At 71.5% G+C, this 25,859-nt stretch carries 21 protein-coding genes; 18 read left to right on the top strand and 3 right to left on the bottom strand.

Annotated elements, in window-relative coordinates; all coding sequences use genetic code 11:
* Positions 1 to 116: 116 nt before the first annotated feature.
* From ACTWPW_RS38385 to ACTWPW_RS38340, 10 genes are all read left to right on the top strand, one after another.
* Positions 117 to 458, top strand: coding sequence for an STAS domain-containing protein (locus ACTWPW_RS38385; protein ID WP_375109526.1), 342 nt, complete (start codon positions 117 to 119; stop codon positions 456 to 458).
* Between the two features lie 53 nt (positions 459 to 511).
* Positions 512 to 859 (top strand): phosphoribosyl-AMP cyclohydrolase, encoded by a 348-nt coding sequence (gene hisI / locus ACTWPW_RS38380; RefSeq protein ID WP_375109301.1) that lies wholly within the window; start codon positions 512 to 514, stop codon positions 857 to 859.
* 20 nt (positions 860 to 879) lie between these two features.
* Complete coding sequence (locus ACTWPW_RS38375) at positions 880 to 1,470, top strand: Trp biosynthesis-associated membrane protein (protein WP_443171541.1); 591 nt, start codon at positions 880 to 882, stop codon at positions 1,468 to 1,470.
* A gap of 109 nt (positions 1,471 to 1,579) precedes the next feature.
* The gene (locus tag ACTWPW_RS38370; RefSeq protein ID WP_443171540.1) at positions 1,580 to 2,224 is read left to right on the top strand and encodes a DUF4190 domain-containing protein; all 645 of its coding nucleotides are present in this window, start codon (positions 1,580 to 1,582) and stop codon (positions 2,222 to 2,224) included.
* A 163-nt stretch (positions 2,225 to 2,387) separates the two neighbouring features.
* Complete coding sequence (locus ACTWPW_RS38365; RefSeq protein ID WP_375109304.1) at positions 2,388 to 2,939, top strand: CD225/dispanin family protein; 552 nt, start codon at positions 2,388 to 2,390, stop codon at positions 2,937 to 2,939.
* A 47-nt stretch (positions 2,940 to 2,986) separates the two neighbouring features.
* Positions 2,987 to 3,418: a DUF2752 domain-containing protein gene (locus tag ACTWPW_RS38360; RefSeq protein ID WP_364118518.1), complete on the top strand. Its 432-nt coding sequence runs from the start codon at positions 2,987 to 2,989 to the stop codon at positions 3,416 to 3,418.
* A gap of 132 nt (positions 3,419 to 3,550) precedes the next feature.
* A complete protein-coding gene (gene trpC / locus ACTWPW_RS38355) occupies positions 3,551 to 4,390 on the top strand; it encodes an indole-3-glycerol phosphate synthase TrpC (RefSeq protein ID WP_375109305.1) in 840 nt (279 codons plus the stop codon).
* Positions 4,391 to 4,410: 20 nt separating this feature from the next.
* Positions 4,411 to 5,634, top strand: coding sequence for a tryptophan synthase subunit beta (trpB, locus tag ACTWPW_RS38350; protein WP_375109527.1), 1,224 nt, complete (start codon positions 4,411 to 4,413; stop codon positions 5,632 to 5,634).
* Positions 5,635 to 5,770: 136 nt separating this feature from the next.
* On the top strand, positions 5,771 to 6,565 hold the full coding sequence (gene trpA, locus ACTWPW_RS38345; RefSeq protein WP_375109306.1) for a tryptophan synthase subunit alpha: 795 nt from the start codon (positions 5,771 to 5,773) through the stop codon (positions 6,563 to 6,565).
* 174 nt (positions 6,566 to 6,739) lie between these two features.
* Entirely contained in the window at positions 6,740 to 10,654 is a 3,915-nt protein-coding gene (locus ACTWPW_RS38340; protein ID WP_443171539.1) for an endo-alpha-N-acetylgalactosaminidase family protein, read from the top strand.
* On the opposite strand, the gene ACTWPW_RS38335 is transcribed toward ACTWPW_RS38340, so the two are convergent.
* Positions 10,641 to 11,288, bottom strand: coding sequence for a VC0807 family protein (locus tag ACTWPW_RS38335; RefSeq protein WP_375109308.1), 648 nt, complete (start codon positions 11,286 to 11,288; stop codon positions 10,641 to 10,643). The genes ACTWPW_RS38340 and ACTWPW_RS38335 overlap by 14 nt on opposite strands.
* Positions 11,285 to 11,890 carry a TetR/AcrR family transcriptional regulator gene (locus ACTWPW_RS38330; protein ID WP_375109309.1) on the bottom strand — a complete coding sequence of 202 codons (606 nt, stop codon included), beginning with the start codon at positions 11,888 to 11,890 and terminating at the stop codon, positions 11,285 to 11,287. The genes ACTWPW_RS38335 and ACTWPW_RS38330 overlap by 4 nt, the downstream gene beginning before the upstream one ends.
* Before the next feature lie 146 nt (positions 11,891 to 12,036).
* Here ACTWPW_RS38330 and ACTWPW_RS38325 point away from each other — a divergent pair, with 146 nt between their 5' ends.
* The 6 genes from ACTWPW_RS38325 to ACTWPW_RS38300 all read left to right on the top strand — a co-directional run bounded on the left by ACTWPW_RS38325 (position 12,037) and on the right by ACTWPW_RS38300 (position 17,560).
* Positions 12,037 to 12,558 (top strand): MauE/DoxX family redox-associated membrane protein, encoded by a 522-nt coding sequence (locus ACTWPW_RS38325; RefSeq protein WP_375109310.1) that lies wholly within the window; start codon positions 12,037 to 12,039, stop codon positions 12,556 to 12,558.
* On the top strand, positions 12,558 to 13,322 hold the full coding sequence (locus tag ACTWPW_RS38320) for a DsbA family protein (protein ID WP_375109311.1): 765 nt from the start codon (positions 12,558 to 12,560) through the stop codon (positions 13,320 to 13,322). Before ACTWPW_RS38325 ends, ACTWPW_RS38320 begins: the two co-directional genes overlap by 1 nt.
* 26 nt (positions 13,323 to 13,348) lie before the next feature.
* Positions 13,349 to 14,512, top strand: coding sequence for a prolipoprotein diacylglyceryl transferase (gene lgt / locus ACTWPW_RS38315; protein WP_443171538.1), 1,164 nt, complete (start codon positions 13,349 to 13,351; stop codon positions 14,510 to 14,512).
* Entirely contained in the window at positions 14,509 to 15,213 is a 705-nt protein-coding gene (locus ACTWPW_RS38310) for a VIT1/CCC1 transporter family protein (RefSeq protein ID WP_443171537.1), read from the top strand. Before lgt ends, ACTWPW_RS38310 begins: the two co-directional genes overlap by 4 nt.
* A gap of 404 nt (positions 15,214 to 15,617) precedes the next feature.
* Positions 15,618 to 16,973 carry a hypothetical protein gene (locus tag ACTWPW_RS38305; protein WP_443171536.1) on the top strand — a complete coding sequence of 452 codons (1,356 nt, stop codon included), beginning with the start codon at positions 15,618 to 15,620 and terminating at the stop codon, positions 16,971 to 16,973.
* Positions 16,974 to 16,984: 11 nt separating this feature from the next.
* A complete protein-coding gene (locus ACTWPW_RS38300; RefSeq protein WP_443171535.1) occupies positions 16,985 to 17,560 on the top strand; it encodes a hypothetical protein in 576 nt (191 codons plus the stop codon).
* Positions 17,561 to 17,780: 220 nt separating this feature from the next.
* Here ACTWPW_RS38300 and ACTWPW_RS38295 read toward each other — a convergent pair whose 3' ends face one another.
* The gene (locus tag ACTWPW_RS38295; RefSeq protein ID WP_443171534.1) at positions 17,781 to 19,352 is read right to left on the bottom strand and encodes a bis-aminopropyl spermidine synthase family protein; all 1,572 of its coding nucleotides are present in this window, start codon (positions 19,350 to 19,352) and stop codon (positions 17,781 to 17,783) included.
* 269 nt (positions 19,353 to 19,621) lie between these two features.
* Between ACTWPW_RS38295 and gltB the strand changes: the two genes are divergently transcribed.
* Positions 19,622 to 24,127: a glutamate synthase large subunit gene (gene gltB / locus ACTWPW_RS38290; RefSeq protein ID WP_443171533.1), complete on the top strand. Its 4,506-nt coding sequence runs from the start codon at positions 19,622 to 19,624 to the stop codon at positions 24,125 to 24,127.
* Between the two features lie 14 nt (positions 24,128 to 24,141).
* Positions 24,142 to 25,620, top strand: coding sequence for a glutamate synthase subunit beta (locus ACTWPW_RS38285; protein WP_375109318.1), 1,479 nt, complete (start codon positions 24,142 to 24,144; stop codon positions 25,618 to 25,620).
* Positions 25,621 to 25,859 lie beyond the last annotated feature (239 nt).

Genomic DNA, 25,859 nt, shown 5'->3' with positions numbered 1-25,859 from the left:
GAAATTACTCCTCGCCATGCCATCACGTACCGCATTCTCTGCAAAACCCACCGTGACGAGCCGCAGGGCGGTGTACCTTTTCGGCGGAGCCACCCACGGGAGGGGTCGTGAGGACTATGGGCGTGGACGTGCTGGAGATGTCGCGGCGCCGGCACGGGGAGCTCGTCGTGGTCAGCCTGGCGGGCGAGGTGGACGCGGACAACGTCTCGAAGGTCCGCAGGTGCCTGGACGAGGCGGTGGAGACGCACGGGCCCCGGCTGGTGGTCGATCTCAGCGCGCTGACCTTCATCGACACGACCGGGCTCGGCGTCCTGGTGCGGCAGCTGGCCGCGTTGCGCGACAGGGACGGCACCATGGCGCTGGTCGCGCCCGACGGGCAGGTGCTGCGGCGCCTGCGGCGGACGAACCTGGCGCCGCTGTTCCCCATCTACGACACGCTCTCCCAGGCGCTCGGCTGACCTGGGCGCGCCCATGTGGCGGGGGCACGGGGCGCGGCTGGTTGAATGGCAGCATGTCCCTCGATCCGAAGATCGCCGCCCGGTTGAAGCGCGACTCCGCAGGCCTGGTCCCCGCGATCGCCCAGCAGTACGACACCGGCGAGGTGCTCATGCTGGCCTGGATGAACGACGAGGCCCTGCACCGGACGCTCACCACCGGCCGGGCCACCTACTGGTCCCGCAGCCGCCAGGAGTTCTGGGTCAAGGGCGACACCTCCGGCAACGTCCAGCACGTCAAGGCCGTGGCGCTCGACTGCGACGGCGACACGATCCTGGTCAGGGTCGACCAGAAGGGCGGGGCCTGCCACACGGGAGACCGCACCTGCTTCGACGCCGACCAGCTCGAGCTCCCGCTCGGCTAGGGACGGCGATGGAGACGGCGATGGAGACGGCGACAAGGCCCGCGGCGCGGCGCGGGGAGCTGTGGGGCTGGGTGGTGGCGACCGCCGCGGGCTGCCTGCTCGTGCTGATCGCGGCCGGCCAGTCCTGGGTGCGGGTGCTGCAGGGGCTCGACGCGACCGCGCCCACCGGCGGCGAGCTCAGCCCCGTCCTGACCCCTGTGGCGCTGGCCGGGCTGGCCGGGGTGGTGGCCGTGCTGGCGACCAAGGGCGCGGGCCGCCGCGCCGTCGGCGTGCTGCTCGCCCTGTGCGGGGCCGGCGCCGGTTTGGGGGTCTGGACGGCGCTCGGGGACGACAACGTCAGCGGCTGGCTGCGCGAGCAGAACGTGCTGCGCGGCGCCGCCGAGCTGCCCTGGGAGGTCGTGCCCCTGGGGCCCGTCGTCGCCTCCGCCGGGGCCGTGCTGATGGTCGCCGGGGGAGCGCTCGCGGTCGTGCGCGGGGGCAGGTGGGCCGGCATGTCGGCGCGCTACGACCGGGAGTCGGCTCCGGCCGCCGGAGCGGGGGCGCAGGTCAAGGACGACCGGGCGCTGTGGGACGCGCTCGACCGGGGTGACGACCCCACCGAATCCCGCTGAGACTCGATGGTGACGAATCCTCCACTGTTCTGAATCCTTGTCTGCTTGGCAAACGTTTCCTCAATAAGCTGCCGTTGCAACTCGCCACGAAGATATGAGGAGCCAGCTCATGAGCTACGGGGATCAGGGCGGTAACGGCGGCTATGGCGCGCAGCCTCCCGGAGGCGGATACGGCCAGCAGCCGCCGAGCTACGGCGGCGGCTACGGTCAGCAACCCCAGAGCGGGGGTGGGGGTTACGGCCAGCAGCCGCCGGGTGGCGGGGGCTACGGGCAGCAGCCGCCGAGCAGCGGCGGCTACGGCGAGCAGCCGGGCAGCCAGCCGCAGAACCTCGGCTACGGCCAGATGCCCCCGAGCGGCGGCTACGGTCAGCAGCCGCCCAGTTACGGCGGCTACGCGCAGCAGGGCTACGGGCAGCCGGGTTACGGGCAGCCGGGCTATGGGCAGCAGGGCTACGGCTACGGGCCGCCGCAGCAGCCCCGCTCCACCAACGGCATGGCGGTGGCCTCGCTCGTCCTGGGCATCATCGGCCTGATCTTCTGCGGCGTCACCAGTATCCCGGGCGTGATCCTCGGGCACATCGCGCTCAACCGGATCAAGCGGACCGGCGAGGAGGGTGCGGGCATGGCGGTGGGTGGGCTCGTCACCTCGTACATCACGGTCGTGATCTGGGTGTTGTGCTGGCTGATCTTCGGCGGCTTCTTCCTGACCCTGATGGGTCTGAGCGCCGGGGTGTCGTCCTCGTACGACTACTGACCCGTCAGTAACGTGCCGCGGGCGTAGCCGGGGCGTGACGACCCGCTTGCGTTCCGATTACGAATTGTCCGCAAAATGGACGTTGATCCACGTAGGAGATGGTTTCTCGCTAGGCTGCCGCGCGCAACTCGACTCAAAGATGACGACATGAGGGGTCATTAGCATGAGTTACGGTAACCAGGGCGACGGTGGCTACGGCGCCCAGCCGCCGGGCGGCGGCTACGGTCAGCAGCCCCCGAGCGGTGGCGGCGGCTACGGCGGTGGCTACGGTCAGCAGCCCCCCAGCGGCGGTGGCGGTTATGGTCAGCAGCCCCCGAGCGGCGGTGGCGGTTACGGCCAGCAGCCCCCCAGCGGCGGCGGCTACGGCGGTGGCTACGGTCAGCAGCCCCCGAGCGGTGGTGGCTACGGCGGCGGTTACGGCGGCGCACCCGGCGGCGGGACCCCGCCGGACAACCAGCTCGTCCCCGCCATCCTCACCACCCTGTTCTGCTGCCTCCCGCTGGGCATCGTGTCGATCGTCAAGTCGTCGCAGGTGAACCAGAAGTGGCAGGTCGGCGACTTCGGTGGCGCGCAGCAGGCGGCGGACGAGGCCAAGACCTGGTGGAAGCGCAGCCTGATCATCGGCGCGATCGGTTACGGCCTGATCGTCATCGCCTATGTCCTGTTCTTCGTGATCTTCGCCGCCAGCATGTCCACGTACTCGACGACGTACTAGGCCGTGGGCCGACGACCAGCACGAACCGGAAGGCGGATACTGGGAGCATGAGCATCGCAACGACTGAGCGGCGCGGCCGGCAACGCCTCAAGGGCCTGCTCGCGCCGCTCGGTGTTGCGGCGGCGACAGGCGCCGTCTTCGCGGTCGTCGGCACGGTGGACCCCAACGAGCCCGGGCACTACCCGACCTGCCCGTTCCTGTGGCTCACCGGCCTCTACTGCCCGGGTTGCGGCACGCTGCGCACCATCCACGCGCTGGCCCACCTCGACCCGGTCGCCGCGCTCGGCCTCAACCCCCTCGCCGTGGCCACCGTCCCGTTCCTGCTGTTCTGGTGGGGCAGGTGGGTGGTGCGGGCCTGGCAGGGCAGGCCTAGACGCACGACGCTGGCACATCCGGCGTGGCTCTGGGCGTTCATCGGGGTGGTCATGGTCTACTGGGTCGTCCGTAATCTGCCTTTCGGGGCGTTCCTCGCCCCCTAGGCGGCGTCCACCATGGGGACCGGTGGTGAGGTGACCACACAGGGGCCGATACCATCGCAGGACAAGGCAGAGAGCGGACGCGACGCGAACTCTCCGCCACCCCCAGAAGCCGACCGGAGGGACCCCAAGCGCGTGAGTGAGCGGACGGAAGGGCCGAGTGTCCTCGACGACATCCTCGACGGGGTGCGCGCCGACCTCGCCGCACGTCAGCAGGCCGTCTCCATGGACGAGCTCAAGCAGCGGGCCGAACGGGCGCAGCCGCCCAGAGACGCGATGGCCGCGCTCGGGGGTGACCGGATCTCGGTGATCGCCGAGGTCAAGCGCTCCAGCCCGTCGAAGGGCGCGCTCGCCGCGATCGCCGACCCGGCGGCGCTGGCGGCCGACTACGAGGCGGGTGGCGCCCACGTCATCAGCGTGCTGACCGAGCGGCGCAAGTTCGGCGGCAGCCTCGAAGACCTGGCCGCGGTGCGCGCCCGGGTCGACATCCCGATCCTGCGCAAAGACTTCATCCTCACCTCCTACCAGCTCTGGGAGGCCCGCGCCCACGGCGCGGACCTGGCGCTGCTCATGGTGGTCTGCCTGGAGCAGCCGGCCCTGGTGTCGCTGATCGAGCGGGCCGAGTCGATCGGGCTCACCCCGCTGGTCGAGGTGCACACCGAGGAGGAGCTCGAGCGGGCCGTGGCCGCCGGCGCCCGGGTCATCGGGGTCAACGCGCGCAATCTGAAGACACTCCAGGTCGACCGCGATGTCTTCGCGAAGCTGGCGCCGAAGATCCCCGATAATGTGATCAAGATTGCCGAGTCGGGCGTGCGCGGCCCGCACGACCTGCTCGCCTACGCCCGTGGCGGCGCCGACGCCGTCCTGGTGGGGGAGAGCCTGGTCACCGGCAAGGACCCGCGCAAGGCTGTGGAGGCGTTGGTGACCGCCGGCGCCCATCCGTCGACGCGCCCCGACCACTCAGCAGAGGGATAGCAGTGGCAAACGAAGGCTCCATCCTGACCGCCGCCGACCTGGCGGGCAACGGCGCGGCCGGCGACGACCCCGACGTGCACGGCAAGTTCGGCATCTTCGGCGGGCGCTACGTGCCCGAGGCGCTCATCCCGGCGCTCGACGAGGTGGCCGCGGTCTACGAGAAGGCCAAGAACGACGCGCAGTTCCTGCGCGAGTTCAATCACCTGCTGCGCACCTACGCGGGCCGGCCCACCACGCTGACCGACGTGGCGCGCTTCAGCGAGCAGGCCGGTGGCGCCAGGATCGTGCTCAAGCGGGAAGACCTCACCCACACCGGCGCCCACAAGATCAACAACGTGCTGGGCCAGGCGCTGCTGACCAAGCGGCTGGGCAAGAAGCGCGTGATCGCCGAGACCGGCGCGGGCCAGCACGGCGTGGCCACCGCCACCGCCGCGGCCCTGCTCGGCCTGGAGTGCGTCATCTACATGGGCGCGGTCGACTGCGAGCGCCAGGCCCTCAACGTAGCCAGGATGAAGCTGCTCGGCGCCACCGTGGTGCCGGTGACCAACGGCTCCCAGACGCTGAAGGACGCCATCAACGAGGCCTTCCGCGACTGGGTGACCAACGTCGACAGCACCCACTACCTGTTCGGCACGGTCGCCGGGCCCCACCCGTTCCCCGAGATCGTGCGCGACTTCGCGCGCATCATCGGCGTCGAGGCCCGCCGCCAGATGCTGGAGCTGACCGGCAGCCTGCCCGACGCGGTGTGCGCGGCGGTCGGCGGCGGCAGCAACGCGATCGGCATCTTCCACGCCTTCATCGGCGACAAGGACGTGGCGCTGCACGGTTACGAGGCCGCCGGCCACGGCCTGGAGAGCGGCGAGCACGCGCTCACCCTCACCGCGGGGTCGGTCGGCGTGCTGCACGGCTCGCGCACCTACGTGCTGCAGGACGACGAGGGCCAGACCATCGAGTCCCACTCCATCTCGGCCGGGCTCGACTACCCGGGCGTCGGCCCCGAGCACGCCTGGCTGAAGGACTCCGGCCGGGCCACCTACCACGGCATCACCGACGACCAGGCGATGGCCGCGTTCTCGCTGCTGGCCAGGACAGAGGGCATCATCCCGGCCATCGAGTCCTCCCACGCCCTGGCGGGCGCGCTGGAGCTGGGCCGCGAGCTCGGCCCCGAGGCGACCATCCTGGTCAACCTCTCCGGCCGGGGCGACAAGGACATGGGCACGGCGATGAAATACTTCAACCTCTGACACCGTGGACCGCCGACGGCCTGCGCCGGGCCGGTCGAGCGTCCGCGACACACCTGCGTCCGACCGGCGCGGGGGATTCTGGGGCGGGTGCGCGGCAGGGCATCATGGTGAGACTCGACCTTCGAAACGGACAGACATGACGACTCTTCAGACGGTTTTCGCCAAGGCGAAGGCGGACAACCGGGCCGCGCTCGTCGGCTACCTGCCCGCCGGCTTCCCCACCAAGGAAGGCGCGATCTCCGCCGCCGCGGCCTTGGTGGAGGCCGGCTGCGACGTCATCGAGATCGGCCTGCCCTATTCCGACCCGCTCATGGACGGGCCGACGATCCAGGACGCCGTGCACAGGTCGCTGACCAACGGCACGCGCATCGCCGACGTGTTCCGCACCGTCGAGGGCGTCGCCGCCACCGGCGCCGCCACGCTCGTCATGACGTACTGGAACCCGATCGACAAATACGGCGCCGACCGGTTCGCGCGCGACCTGGCCAGTGCGGGCGGCGTGGGCACGATCACGCCCGATCTGACGCCCGAGGAGTCCGAGCCGTGGCGGGCGGCGTCCGCGGCGGCGGGCATCGACACGGTGTTCCTGGTCGCGCCCAGCTCCACCGAGCAGCGCATCAAGGCGGTCGTCGACTGCTGCACCGGCTTCGTCTACGCGGCCTCCCTGATGGGCGTCACCGGTGCCAGGGAGAGCGTCAACGTCGCCGCCGAGGGCCTGGTCCAGCGCACCCGGGCGCACACCGACCTGCCGGTGTGCGTGGGCCTCGGGGTCGGCACGGGCGCGCAGGCGGCCGAGGTGGCGGCCTACGCCGACGGCGTCATCGTGGGCTCGGCGTTCATCCGCCGCATCCTCGACGCCCCCGACGAGGCCGCGGGCCGGGCGTCCATCGGGGTCCTGGCCAGGGAGATGGCCCAGGGCGTGCGCCGCTAGGCACCGTCGCTCCGGAGCGCGGTTTCCCATGGTGGGGGCCGCGCTTAACGCTTTTTGTCAGGAAAAATGAGGGGATTGTAGAAATCTGACGCGCAAGTCCATGGCGTGCGAGTCCGTCGCGGGTGATGATCGGGGCTCCCGAGCGGTGTGACGCATGACCCCGGAAGGACACCTATGCGTCCCGTAATCCTCGCAGCGGTCCTCGCGCTCGCGGCCACGGCCATGGCCGCCCCGGCAGTCGCGGAAAGGCCGGGCGCCGATCCGCCCTCTTCCGAGCCGGCGCCGACTCCGACGTACGAGCTGCCCTCGCCCGACCCCTCACCCACCGGCCCGCCGCCCCCGAGCCCCACCGCGCAGGACCTGCCGCCGCGGCCCGCGCGCGTGGCCGAGCCGATCGCGATCTCGTCGGCGGACCTGCGCGTGGAGCTGGACCCGGCGTTCCCGCGCGTCCTGGGCTACACCGACCGGGCGAGCGGCGCCACGCTGGGCGGCAGCACGGGGGTGCCCGCCGTCGTGCTCAACGGCCAGTCCAGGGCCGCCGACGTCACGCTGACCGGTAACGACGGCGCCACGGCCCGCTACCGGCTGGCGTTCGGCGACGGGGTCGTGCTGGAGGCCGGCATCGGCGTCAGGGGCAGGGTGACGACGTTCTCGATCGACCGGGTGACCGACACCGAGGCGTTCCGGGTGAACACCATCGACCTGCCGGGGCACGACCTGGTGTCCGTGTCGAGCGCGCAGCCGGGCGCGGCCACCGCGTTCACCCGCCTGGACCCGAACTCGACCCGCACCGCCGACGTCTTCGCCCAGGTCACGGCCGGTACGGCGGCGGACCCGGCGCCGGTCGGGGCGACGTACGCGATCGTCAACACCGACCGGCTGGCCGCCGCCGTCGAGTCGAACTCCACCTACGACCGTCCCTCGGGCGTGACGGACCGCGACGCCGCCCGGCTCTGGCACCAGGCCAGGAAGGACCCCGACGGCACGGTACGGGTGGGCGTCTGGAGCGGCCAGTGGACCCACCGGGCGACGGGCGCGCCGTTCACCGAGGTGCGGCCCTGGGCGAAGGTCGTGCTCACCCCCGACGCCAACGGCGACGGCACGCTCGACTGGCAGGACGGCGCGATCGCGTTCCGGAGCATCGGCGTGCGGCCCCCGGGCGCGGAGCAGACCAAGGACCGGGTGGTGACCCACATCCCGTTCAACTTCTCCAGCCAGGCCACGCACCCGTTCCTGCGCACGCTCGACGACGTCAAGCGCATCTCGCTGGCCACCGACGGGCTCGGGCAGCTGGCGCTGCTCAAGGGCTACCAGTCCGAGGGCCACGACGCCGCGCACCCCGACTACGGCGGCAACTACAACCGCCGCGCCGGCGGCCTGAAGGACCTGAACGCGCTGCTCGACGCCGGCCGGGGGTGGAACGCCACGTTCGGCGTGCACGTCAACGCCACCGAGGCCTACCCCGAGGCCAGGAACTTCGACGAGCAGCTGGTGAACAAGGACGCCAAGGGCTGGAACTGGCTCGACCAGGCGTACCTGATCGACCAGCGCGGCGACCTGACGCGGGGCACCCTCGCGCGCAGGTTCCGGCAGCTGCGCGAGGAGACCGGCAGGAACCTCGCGGTGCTGTACGTGGACGTGTTCCGGCCGTACGGCTGGGTCGCCGACCGCACGCTGGCGGAGCTGCGCGCGCAGGGCTGGCAGGTGACCACCGAGTGGTCGGACAAGCTGGAACGCTCGTCGCTGTGGGCGCACTGGGCCAACGACCTCAACTACGGCGGGGTCACCAACAAGGGCCTGAACTCGCAGATCATCAGATTCGCCCGCAACCACGAGAAGGACGTCTGGAACGCCCATCCCATCCTCGGCAACGCCCGCATCGTCGAGTTCGAGGGCTGGACGGCGGAGAACGACTTCACCGCCTTCTACCGCAACATCTGGGAGCACAACCTGCCGGTCAAGTTCCTGCAGCAGCAGAGAATCATGGACTGGAACGCCGACGAGATCGTGTTCACCGGGGGCGTGCGCGGCACGTACCGGAACGGGAAGCGCGAGCTGTTCGCCGGCGGGCGCAAGGTGCTCGACGGCGGGACGTACCTGCTGCCGTGGAAGGGCAGGCTCTACCACTACAACCCGGCCGGCGGCGAGACGACGTGGGAGGCCGACCGGGCGATGACCGTGTACGCGCTCACCGACCAGGGCCGCGTCCAGGTGGGCACGGTCACGCCGGCCGGCGGCAGGATCACCCTGCGGGCCGAGCCGGGCGTGCCCTACGTGCTCTATCCCGGCAGGGCGCCCCGGCCGGGAGACCCGGATTGGGGCCAGGGGAGCGGCCTGCGCGACCCGGGCTTCAACGGCGACCGCCTCGACGGCTGGAGCGTCAGCGGGCCCGTCAGCGTCGAGCGGGACGAGCTGGGCCGGCGGGTGGCGCTGCTCGGCTCGGGCGCCCGGGCACGGATCGAGCAGCCTTTGCGGGGCCTGCGGCCGGGCCGGACCTACACCGCCTCGGCGTTCGTCGAGGTCGAGCCCGGCAGGACGCGCGCGACCACCCTGGAGGCGGGCGGGCAGGAGGTGACGGTGCTGCGCTCCACGGCCAGGAACTACATCGCCTCCGACGAGAAGCACGACACCTACTTCCAGCGGATGAAGGTGACGTTCACCGCGTCCGGCCGGGCGGCCACGCTGCGGATCACGGCAGCGGAGACGGATGGGGACACGGATGGGGACACGGATGGGGACACGGGCGGGGACACGGGTGGGGACGTGCGGGTGGACGACGTGCGCGTGTTCGAGCGGGAGCCGGTTGGCGCGGTGGAGACGTTCGAGTCGGTGGAGCCCGGGTGGGGGCCGTTCGTGAAGGGGGACGCGGGCGGGTCGTTCGACGCGCGTACGCACCTGTCCGAGCGGCACGAGCCGTACACGCAGGCCGGGTGGAACGGCAAGACGGTGGACGACGTGCTGAACGGCGACTGGTCGCTGAAGGCGCACGAGGAGCGGCAGGGCCTGATCTACCGGACGCTGCCGCACACGGCGCGGTTCGAGCCGGGGCACGCCTACGAGGTGTCGTTCAGCTACCAGAACGCGCTGGCCGGCACCTACCAGTGGGTCACCGGCTACGACCAGGGCGGCGCCGCCGTCGAGACCCGGCGCACGCCGATCCCCGAGCGGCGCGCCACCACCCGGTTCACCGAGCGGGTCGTGGCCGGGTGCGGCGACGTCTGGGTCGGGCTGCGCTCGCTGCGGCCCGAGCTGGCGGGGGCCGACTTCGTCCTCGACGACTTCGCCGTCACCGACCTCGGCGCCACGCCGGAGGGACAGGCGTGCGGGTCGCTGGACCTGGTGCCCGCCTCGGAGGCGTTCGAGCAGGGGGCGGCCAACGAGGTCACCACCACCTTCACGAACCTGGAGGAGGTGGCGGTCCAGGACGTGGCGGTGCGGCTGGAGGTGCCGGAGGGGTGGACCGTGGAGGGCGACGGCGGTGGTTCCGTGGAGCCCGGCGGGAAGCTGACCACGACGTGGCGGGTGACGCCGCCCGCCGACGCGCCGTACGGCACGTACGAGCTGGCCGCCACCGCCGGCTACACCGTCGGCGGGGCGGCCAGGACGCTGACCGCCACGACGTCCGTGCGCACGCTGCCGCCCCCGCCCGCCGCCGACGCGTACGCGAGCGACCTGGAGTGGGTCGTGGCCGACAACGGCTGGGGCCCGGTGGAGCGCGACCGGTCCAACGGCGACACCGGCCCGGCCGACGGCGGGCCCATCGTGATCGGCGGGCGGGCGTTCGACAAGGGGCTCGGCACACATGCGCCGGCCAAAGTGCGTTTCTACCTGGGCGGGCGGTGTACGAACTTCACGGCCTTCGTCGGTGTTGACGACGTGCAGGCGACGCGGGGGTCCGTGGAGTTCGCCGTGGTGGCCGACGGCGCGGAGCGGGCGCGCAGCCCGGTGCTGCGGGCCGCCGACGCGGCGTACGAGCTGAGCGCCGACCTGACCGGCGCCCGGTACGTGGACCTCGTGGCCGGCGACGCGGGGGACGGCAACGGCAACGACCACGCGGACTGGGGCGGGGCCCGGCTCAGCTGTGCCTGAGCTCGGCGTACAGCGGGGACCAGCGGCTGTACACGCCGGTGGGCACCAGGTAGACGTTGATGACGACCTGCATCAGCAGCAGCCAGACGACATACTGGGCGGTGTTGACGCCGGGCACGGCGTCCACCGGCAGGGTGTAGGCGATCACGACCCGCACCACCGCGTCCACCAGCAGGCCGACGCCGTAGATGACGCTCACCACGCGCCAGATGCGGCGGAAGGCCGGCAGCCGCTCCCACAGCACGTCCCACGACTCCCGGTTGGGCCCGATCCGGCCCTCCAGCAGGAAGCGGGTGAACACGAACGCCAGCGGCCGCTCGCCGCGCGCGCTGGCCAGGAACCACAGGCCCGCGACCGCCGTGAACCAGCCGTCCTTGGCCAGCAGTAACCGGGCGTCTTGGACGAGCACGGAGGTGGCGGCGCTGGCCAGCATCATCACCGTCATGTACAGGCCCAGCCGGTCCGGTCTGCGGCCGCGTACGAGGTCGGAGAGCACGCCGAGGCCCGGGATGAACGAGCTGACCACCAGCGCGGTGTGGAACTCGACTCCGGCGGCGCGCAGCACGTAGTAGAGGCCCATCGGCAGCCCGATGTCGATCGCCAGCGTGGCCAGCCCTCTCAGCCGGGTGCTCATGCGCGCGTCGCCCTGGCGAACAGTCCGGCCAGCTCCTCGGCGTACTCGTCGAGGTCGGCGCCGGGGTCGGCCTCCAGCAGGAACGGCAGCCCGTCCAGCGAGCGCTGGACCGCCATGGCCATCACCCGGGTGTTGAACCGCCTGAACTCCCCGCTTTCCTGCCCCCAGGCCAGCAGCCGCTCGATGTGCGACAGAGCCGACAGGTTGGTGGCCGCGTCCTGCGCCGACGAGCCGCCCTCCGGCCGGAAGTTGAGGAAGATCTCCGTGGCCGCGCGCATCTCGGCACGGTGGTCCCTGATGTACTCCACCAGCGACCGGATGTAGGTCTCCAGCGCCGCCCCGGGCGTCGTCCGCGCGCTCACCCGCCGGCTCATGAACGCCGACAGGTCCCCGTAGATCGAGGTGATGGCATGACCCATCAGGTCGTCCTTGCCGTCGAAGTGGTACGAGATCAGCCGCGTGCTGCTGAGCCCGGCCCGCTCGGCTATCCGGGCGAAGGACGCCTGGTGGTAGCCGAGCTCGGCGATCGTCGCGATGGTCGCGGCCACGATCTGTGCCCGCCGGGCGGCAGTCGTAACCGACTCGTCCCTTTTTACTTGCATAAGTAATTTTTAACTTAAGCGAGTAAAAGTGGCAACTCTCCCAGCTCGGCGACGGAATCCTGCCTTAGCTGATGCTTATCCCAGGCGTGATCGGATGAGATCCCGGTACTGTGCGCCTCCCGGCGCAGAGACAGAGGAGAACACTCGTGACCGCGTCACAATCGTCACTGAAGGCGACGTCGGCGATACCCTGGGTGACGACCGCCGCCCGGCTCGTCCTGGGCGGGGTGCTGATCGTGGCGGGCGCGCTCAAGATCGGCAACCCGGCCGACTCGGTCGTGGCGGTCAAGGCTTACCAGTTGCTGCCCGAATCGATCGCCGTCGCGGTGGGCTACGCCCTGCCGATCCTGGAGATCGTGGTCGGCGTGCTGCTGGTCGTCGGTCTGCTGACCAGGGTGGCCGCGGTGATCGCGGGGCTGCTCATGTTCGCGTTCGTGTTCGGCATCGCCTGGGCGTGGGCGAACGGGTTGCGGATCGACTGCGGCTGCTTCGGCGGCGGCGGCCAGCTGGGGAAGGGACAGGAGCCGACCTACCTGCTCGACATCCTGCGCGACTTCGGCCTCGTGCTGCTCGGCGCCTGGGCCGCGCGTTTCCCGCCGGGCCGCTTCGCGCTCGACGGAGCCCTCGGCCTCGGGGGCGACACTGGAGATGAGGAGGAGGACGACTGATGAGCAAGGGCGAACGTACGAAGACGAAGTCTCAGACGGCGCGCGAGAAGATCAAGGAGCAGCAGGCCGCCGCACGGGCCCGCGACAAGCGCAAGCGCGTGGTGACCTACGTGACCGCCGGCGTGGTCGCGCTGGCCGCGGTCGGGGCGGGCTGGTGGTATGCCGCCAGCACCTCGCGCCCGGAGGAGGCCACCACGGCCCTCGCGCCGATCGCCGTGCAGCCCGACGGCACCGCCGTGATGGCCAAGGCCGGCGTCACCGCGCCCGTCGTGGACATCTACGAGGACTTCCAGTGCCCGGCCTGCAAGGAGCTGGAGCGGGTCAGCGGCCAGACCTTCAAGAACCTCGCCGCCGAGGGCAAGGCCAAGGTCGTCTTCCACCCGATCACGATCTTCTCGCAGGAGCCTACCAAGTCCAACTCCGTACGCGCGGGCGCGGCGAGCCGGTGCGTCGCGGACGGCAAGCAGTGGCTGGCCTTCCACGACCTGCTCTTCGAGAACCAGCCCTCGGAGACCGCGGAGGGCTTCCTGCCCGACCAGCTCAAGCAGTGGGGCAAGGAGGCCGGGGTGACCGCTCCGGGCTTCGACGAGTGCGTCACGTCGCAGAAGCACGCTCAGGCGCAGCTGGCGTACAGCAAGAAGGTCAGCGAAGAGCAGAAGCTCACCCACACGCCGACGGTGAAACTGAACGGTACAGAAATCGACAATCAGGTACTGTTCAGCCCGTCGCAACTGCGCGATGAGATTACGGAGGCGGCTAAGTAGGCTCGCTTCCGCTACCCTCACCTGACATGCCCCTTGCCTCGATTCCCAGCCCTGCCGAAGGGGTCTGGTATCTCGGAATCATCCCGATCCGGGCTTATGCGCTATGCATCGTGCTCGGCGTCATCGTCGCCGTCTGGCTGAGCGAGCGGCGCTGGCGCGCTCGCGGTGGCCAGAAGGGGACGATCATTGACATCGCGGTCCCCGCGGTCATCTTCGGCCTGATCGGCGGCCGCCTCTACCACGTCATCACCGACTGGCAGACCTACTTCGGCGACCGCGCGATCAAGGAGCCCTACAAGGCGCTGTACATCTGGGAGGGCGGCCTCGGCATCTGGGGCGCGATCTCGCTCGGCGCCGTCGGCGTGTGGCTGTACGTGCGCAAGCGCGGCATCTCCATGAGCGCCATGGCCGACACGGTCGCGCCCGGCATCGCCTTCGCGCAGGCCATCGGCCGCTGGGGCAACTGGTTCAACCAGGAGCTGTACGGTTCGCCGACCACGCTGCCCTGGGGCCTGGAGATCGACGTCGACCACGGCGGCGAGCCCGGCGTCCTCTACCACCCGACGTTCCTGTACGAGTCGCTCTGGGACGTGGCGCTGGGCTTCGCGCTCATCTTCCTCGGCCGCCGCCTCACGCTGCGCCACGGACGGCTGTTCGCCCTCTACGTCGCGGGCTACACGCTCGGCCGCTTCTGGATCGAGGGGCTGCGCATCGACCCGGTGGGCGGCGTCGACCACGCGGTGGAGTTCCTCGGGCTGCGGATCAACCAGTGGACCTCGATCGTGCTGTTCGTCGGCGCGCTGGTGTTCTTCTGGGCGACCCGGAACAAGACGGGCGTGGAGGTCGTGGTGCCGCCGTCGGAGGGCGAACCCGGCACGGAGGTGGTCGACCCGGCGCACTCGTCCGGCCAGGCCGACCCCGGCACGGGCGAGTCCTCGGACGACGCCTCGCCGGAGAAGGCGTCACCGGACACCGGGGAGGGCCCGGCTTCCGAACCCGGGGCCCCCGAACCTGGGGAGCCGAAGGGCGAGACCTCCGAGGCGGAGGCCCTGGAGGTCGAGAAGCCGGCGGCCGAGGAGCAGAAGGCCGCCTCCGGGGACTCCGCGGACTCCGGGGACTCCGGGGACTCCGACGAGCCCGCGGAGCTTTCCGACCCCGAACCCGTGACGAAGGAGAAGAACACGCGATGAGCGGTCGCGCGGAGGCCCACCACCGTCATCGTGACGTCACCGGGGGCTGGTTGCGGCCATCGGTGTTCGGCGCGATGGACGGCCTGGTGTCGAACTTCGCGCTGATCGCGGGCGTCGCGGGTGGCACCGCCAACACCAGGGTCGTCGCGCTGGGCGGCGTCGCCGGGCTCGCCGCCGGGGCGCTGTCCATGGCGGGCGGCGAGTACGTCTCGGTGGCCAGCCAGCGCGAGCTCGCCCAGGCAGAGATCGCCGTCGAGCGGCGCGAGCTGGCCCGCCATCCGGAGGACGAGCAGGCGGAGCTGGCCCAGACCTTCGTCGACAAGGGTGTGACGCCCGACCTGGCCGCCGAGGTGGCCAGGCAGATCTCCCGGAACCCTGAGCGGGCGCTGGAGGTCCACTCGCGCAACGAGCTCGGGGTCGTCCCGGGCGAGTTGCCGTCGCCGACGGTGGCCGCGGTCTCGTCGTTCCTGTCGTTCGCGGTCGGGGCGGTGCTGCCGCTGGTGCCGTACCTGTTCGGGGCCCGGGAGCTGGTGGTGTCGGCCGCGGTCTCGTGCGTGGCGCTGTTCGTGGCGGGCGCGCTGGTCTCGGCCGTGACGGCGCGTAGCTGGTGGTACTCAGGAGTGCGCCAGCTCGTGGTGGGGGCGGTGGCGGCGGCGGTCACGTTCGCCGTCGGGAACCTGATCGGGGCGGCGGGGCTGTGATGGCCCGGAGAAGAGCCACGCCCGGCTCCAACGGCGGGCGCACTGGCGGGAACACGGACGCGACCGGCCGCGGCCGAGGCAGCCACGCGGCCCCCGGCACCGACGGTGGTGCCCGGGGGGCGGATGGCGCCGGTTGGCAGGCCGAGGGCAGGGAAGCCGCCGGTTGGCAGCCCACGGGCAGGGACGGCGGCGGTTGGCAGGCCGAGGGCAGGGACGGCGGCGGTCAGGCTGCCGGGACCGATGGCGGTGGCTGGCCCTCGCAGGCCGGCCGATCCTCCGCTGGTGCCGATGACGGCGGCCGGGCCGGCCGGCGTGCCGCCGGCAGCGGCCGGTCCGCCGCAGGCGCCGACGCCGGTGGCTGGCAGCCCGCCGGCGCGCAGTCCGCAGGCGTACAGTCCGGGGGCGTGCAGTCCGGGGGCGTGCAGTCCGGGGGCGCGGATGGCGTCGGCTGGCAGTCCGCCGGCGCTGACGGCGGCAATTGGGCTCTGGGCGGTTCCGAGGACGGCGGCCGGTCCGGTGCGGGTGCCGCCCGGGAAACGGCCGGTGCGGAACAGCCGGCGGCCGGCGGAGAGCGGGCCAGGCGATCGACGGGCAGCCGTAGCAGCCGGAGGGCGGCCCGCGCCCGCGGCAGCCGGTCCGCGGAGCCGGTGGGCAGCGGTGACTGGCAAGCCGCCGGGTCGGTCAGCGGCGATTGGCAGGCGGCCGGGCCGGAGGCTGGTGGCCAGCAAGCGGGCGGCCAGCAGGCGGGCGGGCTTGAGGACCATGGTCGGCGGGCGGAAGGGCGTGGCCGGAAGCCGGAGGACTCCCGTAAACGGGGCCGGAAGGCGTTCGGCGGCGGGCGGCGTTCGACGGAGGACTCCGACGCGGGCGAGTGGCCCGCCGGTGAGCTCGGCCTGGGGGTCGACAACGGGCGAGGCGGGGGTGACGCCGACGAAGGCGGGCAGTGGGCGGCGACGGCCGCGTCGCGCAAGCGGCGCCGTACCCCCCGCTCCGACTGGCAGTTCCCGGTGCTCACCGACTGGGGCTTCCGGCCCGACCAGCAACGGCTGCTCGTCATCATCACCAGCGTCGTCGCCGCGATCGCCGCCGTCGTGGGGTTGGTGGCGGTCGTGGGCTCGCTCGGCACCTACACGCCCGAGCGGGAGGCCAGCGCCGCCGTGCTCGGTCCCAACGCGGCCGTGCCCCAGGTGTTCCGCGGCTGGGGCTCGCCCAAGCTGTTCGACCCCGTGACCGAACGGACCAAGGACGGCAAGGCGCTGACCGAGAAAGAGGTGTTCGGCCAGAGCGAGCTGGCCGTCTCCAAGAAGCTCAAGCTCAAGCTCGTCGCCAAGCAGCTCGACGCCGACTGCTCGGCGGCGTTGTGGGGTGGGGTCCTCCTCGAGCAGGTGTCGGACGCCGGATGCACCCAGGCCGCCCGTGGCCTGTACGCCAGCTCCGACGGCCGCTACATCGGCCAGTACACGCTACTCAACCTCAAGGACGGCCAGTCGGCCGCCGAGCTGGTCGAGTCATTGAAGACGCTTTACCGAGGCGGATGGGCGCGGCCCTTGTCCTCCACCAAGGCCGCCTTCCCGGCCGGTGGCTACTCGGAGGCGGGCGGTTACGCCCTCGGCCACTACGTCGGGCTGGTGTGGCTCGGCAAGGTCGACGGCACCGAGCCCACGGCCAGGGACGACTTCGTCTCCCTCACGCTGGCCCTGCGCGGGGCGGAGAAGGCCGTCTACCGCCGCGTCGTCTCGATCACGGGGCCGTCGTCCTGATGTCCCGGCGCGTGCTTCTCCCGATCGTGTTCGCCGGCGTGGCGGTCATCGCCGTGGCGGGCTGGTTGTGGCTGCGCGGCGAGGATCCCCGCCCGGCCGCCTTCCACGCCGAGCCCACCTCCGCCTTCTACGCGGCCATCGAAACCCGCCAGAACGACGCCGCCCCGCTGACCCTGCAAGAGGTCTTCACCCCGGCGGCCCGGAGCCTGGGCAGCCTGACCCTGGAGGCGACGCGCGAGTTCACCGAGTGCGACGAGGTGCTCTGGGGCGCCACGGCGGCCGGCTGCACGCAGGCGCTCCAGGCGACGTACAGGGGCGGCTCCATGGTGGGCCAGTTCGTCATCTTCAACCTCGGCGACGGGCGGGCGGCCGACGCGCTGGTGGCGGCCCTGCGCAAGGACGGGTTCGTACGGCAGGAGGTCGCGTTCGACCCCACCGGGAGCCGCGCCCAGGCCCGCGCCATGGGGCACTACGTGACGGTGAGCTGGGTCGGAGGGCCCGCACCCGCGCAGGACCTGGTCACCGCGCTCGTCTCGCTGGACGGCCTCGGCCGGGTGGTCCAGGGCCGCATCGTCGCCGCAACCTGACCGCACACCAACCGGCCCCGATCGTCAGCGGGGTCGCCTGGCGTGCTCGGGTGTCCGTGCGCAGGGGTGTGCGCGGGGGCGGTCCGGTCGCCCGGCGCGGCGAGGCGTGGGGCGGTGCCGCTCGGGGTCGAGTGTGGCAGTGAGCGTCACGCATCCCTGTGGGGTCGCCGGGCGCGGGACCCGGTTCGGTGGTCCGGTCTGGTGGTGGGTGGGTGCCGGGTCAGGAGGTGGCGGTGGTCAGGGCTGTGACTGTGGTGGTGACGGCGGCCGGGAGGGCGGACAGGTGGTGGAGCGGGGTCTCCAGCGGGGTCAGGTCGTCCGACCAGTCGGCGGCCTCGCGGATCAGGGAGCGGGCCTCGTTCTTCGTCAGCGTCGTGCCCTGGGCGCGGGCCACCGCGATGAGCGCCTCCCGCCACGTGTTCGCCAGCTTGGCGTGCCCGTTGTCCAGGATCCTGCGCAGCACCGAGTCCGCCTCGCCCGCCGGCGGCGGCAGGCGTACGGCGTCCAGCAGGCCGTCGCCCGCCTCGCTCAGCGTGTAGACGGCCGACAGCACCTCGGGCAGCGGGGGCGGTGAGCCGGGGCACAGCACGCGTACGTGCGCGGCGCGCGTGGCCAGGAGCAGGCGCGGCAGCGCCGCCTCCAGGCCCGCCGGCACGGCCACGGCCACCCGCTCCGGCGCGGCCGCGTACGGCTTCGCGAGCCACGTCGAGAGCCTGACCCGGGGCTGGGCGAGCTCCTTGGGCCAGTCGCCCACCAGCAGGTCGGGCCCGAACCCCGAAAGGGCCTCCTCGGAGGCCGAGGGCGCGCTCACCGCGCTCACCGCGCTCTCCGCGCTCTCCACGGCCTGCGGGCCCTGGGTGTAGATGGCGGTGGCCTGGCGGCTCAGCCGGGACTGAACGGCCGGGCGGGTCTTGGTGGTGGGCCGCAGGATGTACAGGTCGGCGGCCGAACCGATGGCCTCTGCCCCGAAATAGCGGTTGAAATCGGGATAGATGGCCTCGTAGGCGAGGTTGAGCTCCGAAAGCTCCTGCTGGACCTTGAGCGCCAGCATGGGGGTCCGCTCGCTCGCCCCGTACGCCAGCAGCACCCGCCCCTCGTCCTTCAGCCCCTCCACGGCCCGCGCCACGAACAGCCCCGTCCCCTCCGGCGTGTACGGCGGGTCGGTGAGCGCCAGGTCGTGGTCCCTGGCGGAGGCGGGCAGGCCGAGCCGCAGGTCGGCCCAGCGGGTGCGGACGCCCAGCCCCTGGTCGTCGATGTAGGCCAGGATGCGCTCGTCGACGTCGACCACCGTGACGTCGGTGCCGGGGTGGACCAGCTTGACGGCCAGCGAGGTCAGGTCGTGGTCGCCCACGCACAGCAGGCGGGCGCCGGGCAGCCAGAAACGGGCGCCGAGCAGCAGCGCCCGGCGCAGCACGGTCTCCGGCGTGGCCGTGACGTGGTCGAGCACGTGGCGGGCGCGCGGGGCCTTGGCGACGAGGGCGGTGAGGCGGTCGAGCACGTGGGCGTAGTGGGGGAGCAGGTGGGCCACCGGGTCCTCCGGCGGCGGGGCCAGGGCGAGCAGGTCCTGATAGGCGGGGGTGTCGGCGAGCGGGACCCGCAGCCGGTCACCGTCGCGCTCGAGGACGAGCTCGCGCAGCAGGGCCTCGACGGTACGCCTGGACGTGGCGGTCTCCCTGACCAGGCCGGCCAGGGTCCACCACTGGCCGTCGCAGACCAGGGTCAGGGCGTGCCGCAACCGCCTGCTGTCTGCCCCGGCCTCGGCGAGCAACCGTTCGACCCCGTCGCGCTCCATGGGCAAACCCTATCGGGACCCTGCCGGCATCCGGAGGACTCGCTCCCGGTACCGCATTTCCGTCGTCTGGATCGGGAATTTCGCCGGCCAGGTCCGGGGTTTGGGATAGGGAGTTCGGATGTTGGGACCACGCGAATGTTCGCAATGCGGACGCGGCGGGCACCATTCCGGCAGGGTGGGGTAACCTCTACCCACGATATGCAGCAGGGCCAACGTCGTCCCCGCCTGTAGAGCAGTTTGAGACAGACGAAGACGACGGGAGGGATTCAATGCCTGCTGCCCACCTCGGGTTCCCCGAGCCCCAGGGCCTGTACCACCCCGCCAACGAGCACGATGCCTGCGGTGTCGCCATGGTCGCCGACGTCGCGGGGCGCCGTGATCATGGCATCGTGGTCAAGGCGCTGACGGCGCTGTGCAATCTCGATCACCGGGGGGCCAAGGGTAGCGAGCCGGACACCGGCGACGGAGCCGGGATCCTGACGCAGATTCCCGACGGGTTCTACCGCGCGAGCGTGCCGTTCGCGCTGCCCTCCGCCGGTGCGTACGCGACCGGCATCGCCTTCCTGCCCTTCGACGGTGAGGCCAGGAGCGTGGCCACCCGGCTGATCGAGGAGATCGCGGCCGAGGAGGGCCTGACCGTGCTCGGCTGGCGGGAGCTGCCGGTCGACCGCGACCTGCCGGGGCCCAGCGCCCGGGCCGTGATGCCGCACTTCGCCCAGCTCTTCGTCGCCGCCCCCGACGGGCGTGAGGGGCTGGAGCTCGACCGGCTCGCGTTCTGCCTGCGCAAGCGGGCCGAGCACGAGGCCGACGTCTACTTCCCGTCGCTGTCCGCCCGGACGATCGTCTACAAGGGCATGCTCACGCCCGAGCAGGTCGAGCCGTTCTTCCCCGACCTGAGCGACGAGCGTTACGAGAGCGCCATCGCGCTGGTGCACTCGCGCTTCTCCACCAACACCTTCCCGAGCTGGCCGCTGGCCCACCCCTACCGCTACATCGCGCACAACGGCGAGATCAACACGGTCAAGGGCAACCGCAACTGGATGCGGGCTCGCGAGGCGATGCTGGAGTCCGCCCACATTCCAGGCGATATTTCGCGACTTTTCCCCATCTGCGACCCGGACGGCAGCGACACCGCCAGCTTCGACGAGGCCCTCGAGCTGCTGCACATCGGCGGCCGCAGCCTCCCGCACGCCGTGCTCATGATGATCCCCGAGGCGTGGGAGAACCACACCGAGATGGACGCGGCGCGCCGGGCCTTCTACGAGTTCCACTCCTCGATGATGGAGGCGTGGGACGGCCCGGCCTCGATCACGTTCACCGACGGCACCCTGGCCGGCGCCGTGCTCGACCGCAACGGCCTGCGCCCCGGCCGCTTCTGGGTGACCGCCGACGGCCTGGTCGTGCTGGCCTCCGAGGCCGGCGTGCTCGACTTCAAGCCCGAGGACGTGGTCCGCAAGGGCCGCCTGCAGCCGGGCCGCATGTTCCTCATCGACACCGCCCGCGGCAAGATCATCGAAGACGACGAGATCAAGGCCGAGCTCGCCGCCGAGCTGCCGTACGCCGACTGGCTGCACGCCGGTCTCGTCCGCTTCGAGGAGCTGCCGGCCCGCCAGCGCGAGATCCCCACGCACGAGGCGCTCGTCAAGCGGCAGCAGACCTTCGGCTACACCGAGGAAGAGCTGCGCATCATCCTGTCGCCGATGGCGAAGAGCGGTGCCGAGCCGATCGGCTCCATGGGCACCGACACGCCCGTCGCCGTGCTGAGCGAGAAGCCCCGGCTCCTGTTCGACTACTTCACCCAGCTGTTCGCGCAGGTCACGAACCCGCCGCTGGACGCCATCCGGGAAGAGCTGGTCACCTCCCTGGCCAGCACCATCGGACCCGAGGGCAACCTGCTGGACCCGGGGCCGAGCTCCTGCCGCCAGCTCGTGCTGCCGTACCCGGTGATCGACAACGACGAGCTCGCCAAGATCATCCACATCAACGACGAGCACGACCTGCCCGGCTTCCACCCGTACGTCATCAGCGGCCTGTACGAGGTCGCCGGCGGCGGCGAGGCGCTGCTGCGGCGGCTGCAGGAGATCAGGACCGAGGCGTCCCAGGCGATCGCGGACGGCGCGCGCATCATCGTGCTGTCCGACCGCGGCTCCTCCGACACCCTCGCCCCGATCCCGTCGCTGCTGCTGACCGGCGCGGTGCACCACCACCTGATCCAGGAGAAGACCCGCACCAAGATCGGCCTGGTCATCGAGACCGGCGAGGCCCGCGAGTGCCACCACATGGCGCTGCTGATCGGCTACGGCGCCGCCGCGATCAACCCCTACCTCGCGATCGAGACCATCGAGGACCTGGTCGACACCGGCGCACTGCCGATCGACAAGCGCAAGGCCGTGCGCAACCTGATCAAGGCGTACGGCAAGGGCGTCATCAAGGTCATGTCCAAGATGGGCGTGTCCACGGTGGCCTCCTACACCGGCGCGCAGATCTTCGAGGCGCTCGGCCTGAGCCAGGAGGTCATCGACGCCTGCTTCACCGGCACCACCTCCCGCCTGGGCGGCGTCGGCTTCGACGTGCTGGCCGAAGAGGTCAGGCAGCGTCACCAGCACGCCTACCCGCGCGTGGAGAACGCCCACCGCAAGCTCCAGGTCGGCGGCGAATACCAGTGGCGGCGCGAGGGCGAGCCGCACCTGTTCAACCCCGAGACCGTCTTCAAGCTGCAGCACGCCACCAGGACCCGCCGCTACGAGATCTTCAAGGAGTACACGAACCTCGTCGACTCCCAGGCGGAGCGGCTGATGACCCTGCGCGGCCTGTTCAAGCTGCGCAAGGGGAGCCCGATCCCGATCGAGGAGGTCGAGCCGGTCTCCGAGATCGTCAAGCGGTTCTCCACGGGCGCGATGTCGTACGGCTCCATCTCGATGGAGGCGCACGAGACGCTCGCCATCGCGATGAACCAGCTCGGCGGCAAGTCCAACACCGGCGAGGGCGGCGAGGACCCCGAGCGCCTGTACGACCCGGCCCGCCGGTCGGCGATCAAGCAGGTGGCCTCCGGCCGGTTCGGCGTCACCTCCGAATACCTGGTGAACGCGGCCGACCTGCAGATCAAGATGGCCCAGGGCGCCAAGCCCGGCGAGGGCGGCCAGCTGCCCGGCCACAAGGTCTACCCGTGGATCGCCAAGACCCGGCACTCCACGCCCGGCGTCGGCCTCATCTCGCCGCCGCCGCACCACGACATCTACTCGATCGAGGACCTGGCCCAGCTCATCCACGACCTGAAGAACTCCAACCCGGAGGCCAGGGTCCACGTGAAGCTGGTCGCCGAGGTCGGCGTCGGCACGGTCGCGGCGGGCGTGTCCAAGGCGCACGCCGACGTGGTGCTCATCTCCGGGCACGACGGCGGCACCGGCGCGTCGCCGCTGACGTCGCTCAAGCACGCGGGCGCCCCGTGGGAGCTCGGCCTGGCCGAGACCCAGCAGACGCTGCTGCTCAACGACCTGCGCGACCGCATCGTCGTCCAGGTCGACGGCCAGCTCAAGACCGGCCGCGACGTCGTCATCGCGGCGCTGCTCGGCGCCGAGGAGTACGGCTTCGCCACCGCCCCGCTGGTCGTCTCCGGCTGCGTGATGATGCGGGTCTGCCACCTCGACACCTGCCCGGTGGGCGTGGCCACGCAGAACCCCGAGCTGCGCAAGCGGTTCACCGGCAAGCCCGAGTTCGTGGTCAACTTCTTCGAGTTCATCGCCGAGGAGATCCGCGAATACCTGGCCGAGCTGGGCTTCCGCTCGCTCGACGAGGCGATCGGCCACGTCGAGATGCTCGACATGACGGCGGCCGAGGACCACTGGAAGGCCAGCGGCCTCGACCTGTCGCCGGTCCTGCACCAGCCCGAGCTGCCCGCGGGCACCGCGCTGCGCCGGATCGTCGGGCAGGACCACGGGCTGGAGCAGGCGCTGGACAACACGCTCATCCAGCTCGCCGAGGGCGCCATCAAGGACGGCACCCCGGTCACGCTCGAGCTGCCCATCCGCAACGTGAACCGCACGGTCGGCACCATGCTCGGCTACCAGGTCACCAAGCGCCACGGCGGCAAGGGCCTGCCGGAGAACACGATCGACATCTCGTTCACCGGCTCGGCGGGCAACTCGTTCGGCGCCTTCGTGCCGCGCGGGATCACGCTGCGGCTGACCGGCGACGCCAACGACTACCTCGGCAAGGGCCTGTCCGGCGGGCGGATCACCGTCCGGCCGCACGAGGAGGCCCCGCTCGACGGCCACATCATCTCCGGCAACGTCGCCCTGTACGGCGCCACGTCCGGCGAGGTGTTCATCCGCGGCGTCGTGGGCGAGCGGTTCTGCGTGCGCAACTCCGGCGCCACGGCGGTCGTCGAGGGCGTGGGCGACCACGGCTGCGAGTACATGACCGGCGGCAAGGCCGTCGTGCTCGGCCCGACCGGGCGCAACTTCGCGGCCGGCATGTCGGGCGGCATCGCGTACCTGCTGGACCTCAAGCCCGAGCGGGTCAACCGCGAGATGGTCGCCATCGAGGCGCTCACCGAGGAGGACACCGAGTTCCTCAAGGAGACGGTCGAGAAGCACTTCGCGGAGACCGGCTCGCCGGTCGCCAAGCAGCTGCTGGCCGACTGGGACGAGGCGCTCGGCCGGTTCGGCAAGATCATGCCGACCGACTACAAGAGGGTGATGGAGGCCGCCGAGGCCGCCCGCGCCGAAGGCAGGGACATCGACGAGGCGGTCATGGCCGCCGCGGTTCAGGGTTAAGGGAGGCGTACCGAATGGCTGACCCGAAGGGTTTTCTCACGCACGACCGGGAGCTGCCGGCGCGCCGCCCCGTGGACGTCCGCATCAGCGACTGGCGCGAGGTCTACCAGGACTTCTCGCAGGAGAAGCTGACCAAGCAGGCGGCCCGCTGCATGGACTGCGGCATCCCGTTCTGCCACAACGGCTGCCCGCTGGGCAACCTCATCCCCGAGTGGAACGACCTGGTCCACCGCACCGACTGGCGCGAGGCCATCGAGCGCCTGCACGCCACGAACAACTTCCCGGAGTTCACCGGCAGGCTCTGCCCGGCTCCGTGCGAGGCGGCGTGCGTGCTGGGCATCAACTCCGACCCGGTGGCGATCAAGCGGGTCGAGGTCGAGATCATCGACCGGGCGTTCGCCGAGGGCTGGGTGACCCCGCAGCCCCCGGCCGTCAAGACCGGCAAGAGGGTCGCGGTCGTCGGCTCCGGCCCCGCCGGGCTCGCCGCCGCCCAGCAGCTCACCAGGGCCGGGCACGACGTGGTGGTGTTCGAGCGGGCCGACCGGATCGGCGGACTGCTGCGCTACGGCATCCCCGAGTTCAAGATGGAGAAGCGGCACATCGAGCGCCGCCTGGAGCAGATGCGGGCCGAGGGCACCGAGTTCCGCACCGGCGTGAACGTCGGCGTGGACATCACCGCCGCCGAGCTGCGCGAGCAGTTCGACGCCGTGGTGCTGTCCGGCGGCGCCACCCAGTGGCGCGACCTGCCGGTGACCGGGCGCGAGCTCAAGGGCGTCCACCAGGCGATGGAATACCTGCCGCTGTCCAACAAGGTCCAGGAGGGCGACTTCCCCAAGCCGCCCATCTCGGCCGAGGGCAAGCACGTGGTGGTGATCGGCGGCGGTGACACCGGCGCCGACTGCATCGGCACGGCCATCCGGCAGGGCGCCAAGTCCGTCGCCCAGCTCGAGATCATGCCGCAGCCGCCGGCCTCGCGGCCCGGCAGCCAGCCGTGGCCGACGTTCCCCATCCTGTTCAAGATGGAGAGCGCCCACGAGGAGCTGGCCGAGGGCGGGGGAGAGCGGGTGTACGCGGTCTCCACCACCGAGTTCGTCGGCGACGACGACGGCAACGTGCGCGCGCTGCGGCTGGTCGAGGTCGAGGGGCCGCAGGCCGGGTTCAAGCCGATCCCGGGCACCGAGCGGGAGATCCCGGCCGAGCTGGTCACGCTGTCCATGGGCTTCCTCGGGCCGGAGAAGGGCGCGCTGCTGCAGGACCTGGCCGAGGTCGCCGGTGACGGCTTCTACGACGCCAGGGGCAACGTGGCCCGCGACAAGACGTACATGTCCAAGGTCGACGGCGTCTTCGTGGCCGGCGACATGGGCCGCGGGCAGTCGCTCATCGTGTGGGCCATCGCCGAGGGGCGGGCCGCCGCCTCCGGGGTGGACCGGTTCCTGACCGGCGACACGGCGCTGCCGTACCCGATCCTGCCGACGGCCCGGCCGCTGGTCTGAGCCGTCCCCGACGGGGCCGTCCCGTACGGCCCCGGCAACGGCGTGCGCCGGCTCGGCAGGCGCGGGCGATGGCGTCCCGGACGCGCAGCCGGGCCCGCTCGTCCTCGATCAGCCGAAGCGGACCCCCACCATGGGTACGCTTCGCCCACCATCGACCGAAATTTCACCACTAAGTTGCATCACTGGTTGACTGTCGGGAAGATTCAGGTTCTGCGGCGAGTCGGTGAGATGGGGGAACA

Source organism: Nonomuraea sp. KM90 (assembly GCF_052246675.1).
In the GTDB taxonomy this organism is placed as follows: Bacteria; Actinomycetota; Actinomycetes; order Streptosporangiales; family Streptosporangiaceae; genus Nonomuraea.
Note: the sequence above shows the minus strand (reverse complement) of the source record. Positions and strands in the feature narration are given on the sequence as shown.

Excerpts from the sequence above, each read along its gene's own strand:
- hisI (WP_375109301.1), top strand. The coding sequence starts at position 512 with ATGTCCCTCGATCCGAAGATCGCCGCCCGGTTGAAGCGCGACTCCGCA.
- ACTWPW_RS38285 (WP_375109318.1), top strand. The coding sequence starts at position 24,142 with ATGGCTGACCCGAAGGGTTTTCTCACGCACGACCGGGAGCTGCCGGCG.
- ACTWPW_RS38320 (WP_375109311.1), top strand. The coding sequence starts at position 12,558 with ATGAGCAAGGGCGAACGTACGAAGACGAAGTCTCAGACGGCGCGCGAG.
- ACTWPW_RS38365 (WP_375109304.1), top strand. The coding sequence starts at position 2,388 with ATGAGTTACGGTAACCAGGGCGACGGTGGCTACGGCGCCCAGCCGCCG.
- gltB (WP_443171533.1), top strand. The coding sequence starts at position 19,622 with ATGCCTGCTGCCCACCTCGGGTTCCCCGAGCCCCAGGGCCTGTACCAC.
- lgt (WP_443171538.1), top strand. The coding sequence starts at position 13,349 with ATGCCCCTTGCCTCGATTCCCAGCCCTGCCGAAGGGGTCTGGTATCTC.
- ACTWPW_RS38385 (WP_375109526.1), top strand. The coding sequence starts at position 117 with ATGGGCGTGGACGTGCTGGAGATGTCGCGGCGCCGGCACGGGGAGCTC.
- ACTWPW_RS38360 (WP_364118518.1), top strand. The coding sequence starts at position 2,987 with ATGAGCATCGCAACGACTGAGCGGCGCGGCCGGCAACGCCTCAAGGGC.
- ACTWPW_RS38340 (WP_443171539.1), top strand. The coding sequence starts at position 6,740 with ATGCGTCCCGTAATCCTCGCAGCGGTCCTCGCGCTCGCGGCCACGGCC.
- trpA (WP_375109306.1), top strand. The coding sequence starts at position 5,771 with ATGACGACTCTTCAGACGGTTTTCGCCAAGGCGAAGGCGGACAACCGG.
- ACTWPW_RS38295 (WP_443171534.1), bottom strand. The coding sequence starts at position 19,352 with ATGGAGCGCGACGGGGTCGAACGGTTGCTCGCCGAGGCCGGGGCAGAC.
- ACTWPW_RS38310 (WP_443171537.1), top strand. The coding sequence starts at position 14,509 with ATGAGCGGTCGCGCGGAGGCCCACCACCGTCATCGTGACGTCACCGGG.
- ACTWPW_RS38330 (WP_375109309.1), bottom strand. The coding sequence starts at position 11,890 with ATGCAAGTAAAAAGGGACGAGTCGGTTACGACTGCCGCCCGGCGGGCA.
- ACTWPW_RS38375 (WP_443171541.1), top strand. The coding sequence starts at position 880 with ATGGAGACGGCGACAAGGCCCGCGGCGCGGCGCGGGGAGCTGTGGGGC.
- ACTWPW_RS38370 (WP_443171540.1), top strand. The coding sequence starts at position 1,580 with ATGAGCTACGGGGATCAGGGCGGTAACGGCGGCTATGGCGCGCAGCCT.
- ACTWPW_RS38335 (WP_375109308.1), bottom strand. The coding sequence starts at position 11,288 with ATGAGCACCCGGCTGAGAGGGCTGGCCACGCTGGCGATCGACATCGGG.